This is a genomic window from Mycobacterium sp., from assembly GCF_050701675.1.
Taxonomy (GTDB): Bacteria; Actinomycetota; Actinomycetes; order Mycobacteriales; family Mycobacteriaceae; genus Mycobacterium.
Genome location: NZ_JBOGDD010000432.1, coordinates 1 through 3,401 on the forward strand (window position 1 = coordinate 1; position 3,401 = coordinate 3,401).

Sequence of the window (3,401 nt, forward strand, 5' to 3'; positions counted from 1 at the left end):
GCTTTCATGCGGCGATCGCCCCGCACCCCCACCTGACGGTGGTCGCCACCAGCTACGGCGAACTGGATGCTCCCTCGGGGGAACGGGCCGCCGAGGAGATCCTCGCCACCCATCCCCGAATAGACGGCTTCTTCGCCAGCAACGACCAGATCGCCATCGGCATCTCTCGCGTGCTCAGAAGCCGCGGGCTGTTCGTGCCGATCGTCGGCGTCGATGGAGCCAAGGGCGCCGTCGACGAGATTCGAGCCGGCGGACCGATCATCGCCACCGCCACGCAGGACCCGGCCGCGCTGGCCCGAGCGGCAATGGACCTCGGCACCGCCCTGCACGGCGGGGCGCGCGTCGCCCGGCCGTCGCGCTACCTCGTCCCTCGATTGATCGACGCGCATAACGCGACGGAGTACCAGCCGTGGGGGTAGGCGGGCCGCGCAGCCCGGCCGTGCACCGCGGCGCTCGCGTGCTCGACGCCATCTCATCTGGCACCGCCAGCACTCCGGCGGCGCTGAGCGCGGCAATCGGGCTGCCCAAGAGCTCGATCGCCGACCTGCTGAGCACCCTCGAAGACGCCGGTTTCATCGCGCGCAGCGCGGACGGCGGTCTGCACGCGGGAGCCCGCTGGTCTGACCTGTCCGATCCCGACGCGGTAGCGCACCGCGTGTTCCGTGCCTGTGCAACAACGGATCTCGACGGTCACACGGTCTCGCTGGTTCAGCTCTTCGGCAATCGGGTCGTCTTCGTCGACGTCCGGCCGGGCAGGCACCCGTTGCCCCTGACGCCACGCCCGGGGCAACGTGCGAATGCGGACTCCTGCGCGGGAGCAGTCGCGATCCTCTCGTCACTGCCGGCCTCCGAGGCAGCCAACGCCGTCTGGGCCGCCGCCTCGCACCTCGGCCTCTCCGGTGACGAGGTGCAGCGCACGCTGGCACTACGGCGCGCTCGGCGACGAACGGTCTACGAATCGCATTCCCCACACGTGGGTCGGCAGCTCGCCTGCGCCGTGACGGGCACCCGATTCGCGCTCACACTGCACGTACCCGAACGCTGGCCCGAGCCGGACACCCGCAAGGCTGCCCGCGCACTGAACGCCGCCGCCGACGACTACTGAAGTGCCGCTCCACGTCGCTTCCGCCGCACGCCGCGCTTCGATGTTTGGTGATCAGAAGTCCACCAAGGTGTTTCGATGTGCTTCACCCCTGCCCACCGTGAGCGGCGGTTTCGCGGACCAGATGTCACCCGGCCCTGCGCGAGCAGGCGGTGGTGCGCTACATTTGGTGAGCTAAAAACGCGGGAGCTCGGAATCACCGGGCTGAGAGGGTGGCTGTAGGGCCACCGACCGCTTGAACCTGAGCCGGATAATGCCGGCGTAGGGAGAGTGAGTTCGATGTCTGTTTTCGTGCGTCGTTTTCTTCCCTCCGGCCACCGTGCTGCGAGCGGCGAGGTCCCGCCTACGTTGGTGGACCCGGCGCCGCGGGTGCTTGGGGTGTTCGATCAGCTGGGGCTGTGGGGAAATCTTGGAGTGAGCCTGCTTGGGTTCACCGGTGCCGCAGTCGTGTTGCAACCCGGTGGCCCTGGCACGGAACGGCTGTCATTGGCCGCGGCGCTGCTAGCGACCGTCGTCGGCACGGTCCTCGGCGCGGCCGCCATCGCAGCGGCGGCGATACCCGGCGCGCAGACCGGCGCACCGGCCATGGTGTTGCTCCGTGGCCTGTTGGGACGTCGGGTCTCCTATCTGCCGACGGTGCTGAACATCGTGCAGATGGTTGGTTGGGGCACATTCGAGTTGGTCACCATCGCCACCGCGGCCGCAACTGTGCTGCCCGCGGTGCCGCAGTGGGCGTACGTGGTCGGCGGTGGAATCATCACGACCGCACTCTCGCTGTACCCACTGGGGGCGGTCCGGGTGCTGCGACGGTATGTCACCGTGGCGGTGGTAATTGCGCTGGGCTACTTGTTCTTTCAGTTGCTGACCCATCCGCTGCCACCGATGTCGGCTGGGACGTGGTCCGGTTTCAGCATCGGGGTCGACACCACTGTGGCGGTCGCCGTGTCCTGGGTGCCGATGGCCGCTGACTATGCCAGGCATTCGCGGAGTTCGAAGGCGGCATTCACGGGCGCGTTCGTTGGTTACGGCGTGACCCAGATCGCGTGCTACGCGCTGGGTCTGTTGGCGCTCGTCACCGTGGCCGCCGATGAGGACCACATCTTCGCGGCATTCATCGCGGTGCCCCTCGGCGGACTCGCGTTTGCGGTCCTGGCGATACGGGAGATGGACCAGTCGTTCGCCAACGTCTACTCGGCCACCGTGTCCACGCAGAACCTGCGGCCCCGCTGGGACCGTCGACTCATCTCCCTCTTGGTCGGTGTCCTGATCACCTTGCTCGCGTTGGCGGTCGACATCTACGGCTATGCCAGCTTCCTGTCGTTGATCGGGTCGGTGTTCGTGCCCCTGTTCGCGGTGCTGGCGGTGGATTACTTCTGCTTCTCCGGAAGGCGAGGCTGGGATCTCAGCCTGAACTCGCCGTCGAGGTGGTTGATGTTGGTGCCGTGGATGCTGGGCTTCATCACCTACCAGTTGATCTATCCGGGGCAAGTTGGTTGGTGGGCGGCAGCCTGGGGTGAACTGGCGCAGGCGATTGGCTTCAGCGCCCGCCCGTGGATGAGCGCCTCGATCTTCTCGTTCGCGGTGGCCGCGGTCCTCACCCTGCTGGTTGGTGGCGTGTCTCGGTTGACCACTCGGCGATCATCCCGCCAACCGATGAGCACCGACATGGCGAACGTCTGATTCATGAAGGAGAAATGACCATGGCGTCCGTACCCTCGATCGACGGCGTGGCTGGGGATCGGAGCGTGCTCGCTTCGCTCTGGGCTGCCGCCACCCAACATCCGTTCCTCGACGCGGTGCGCGACGGCACGATCACCGATACGGCGTTCGACCGTTGGTTGATCCAGGATGCGCTGTTCGTCGCCGACCTGCTCACGTTTCAGGCCAGGCTGCTGGCACGCGCTCCGCGACCAGCACGGGTGCCGCTGGCGGCGGGCTGCGTTGCCCTGGTGGACGAGCTGGATTGGTTTGACGTTCAGGCGGCTCGGCGGGGGATCGACATGGGCCAGCCGCCGCTGCCTGCGACACTCGCCTACCGCGAGCTGCTGCTGAAGCTTGATACCGCGCCCTACGAAGCCGCCGTCACTGGGCTTTGGGTCGTGGAACGGGTGTACCTGCTCGCATGGACTTCCGCCGCGTCGAGCACCTCGCCGTTCGGGGAGTTCGTGGACCACTGGACCACGCCCGGCTTCGCCGAGTACGTCGACGCGCTCGGCGAACTGGCCACCACCGATGGGTACGACGATCTGGTGGCCGACGTGCTGTCGCACGAGGTGGCGTTCTGGGGCCTGGCGCTGAC

General features: G+C 67.3%; 4 protein-coding genes and 1 riboswitch. All 4 genes read left to right on the forward strand.

Going from position 1 to position 3,401, the window contains the following annotated elements:
* Positions 1-419 (forward strand): sugar ABC transporter substrate-binding protein (locus ACRDUX_RS13090; RefSeq protein ID WP_526414455.1); only part of this gene is annotated, 419 nt, incomplete at its 5' end.
* Positions 410-1,105, forward strand: a complete 696-nt coding sequence (locus tag ACRDUX_RS13095; protein ID WP_526414456.1) for a helix-turn-helix domain-containing protein — start codon at positions 410-412, stop codon at positions 1,103-1,105. The genes ACRDUX_RS13090 and ACRDUX_RS13095, both read left to right, overlap by 10 nt.
* Before the next feature lie 169 nt (positions 1,106-1,274).
* Positions 1,275-1,387, forward strand: a riboswitch (TPP riboswitch).
* The gene (locus ACRDUX_RS13100) at positions 1,382-2,782 is read left to right on the forward strand and encodes a purine-cytosine permease family protein (RefSeq protein WP_526414457.1); all 1,401 of its coding nucleotides are present in this window, start codon (positions 1,382-1,384) and stop codon (positions 2,780-2,782) included. It overlaps the preceding riboswitch by 6 nt.
* Positions 2,783-2,802: 20 nt before the next feature.
* The coding region (locus ACRDUX_RS13105; protein ID WP_526414458.1) for a TenA family protein at positions 2,803-3,401 on the forward strand (599 nt) is incomplete at its 3' end.

What these genes read in the sequence shown, in the direction of transcription:
- ACRDUX_RS13100 (WP_526414457.1), top strand. Translation starts at nt 1,382, where the DNA reads ATGTCTGTTTTCGTGCGTCGTTTTCTTCCCTCCGGCCACCGTGCTGCG.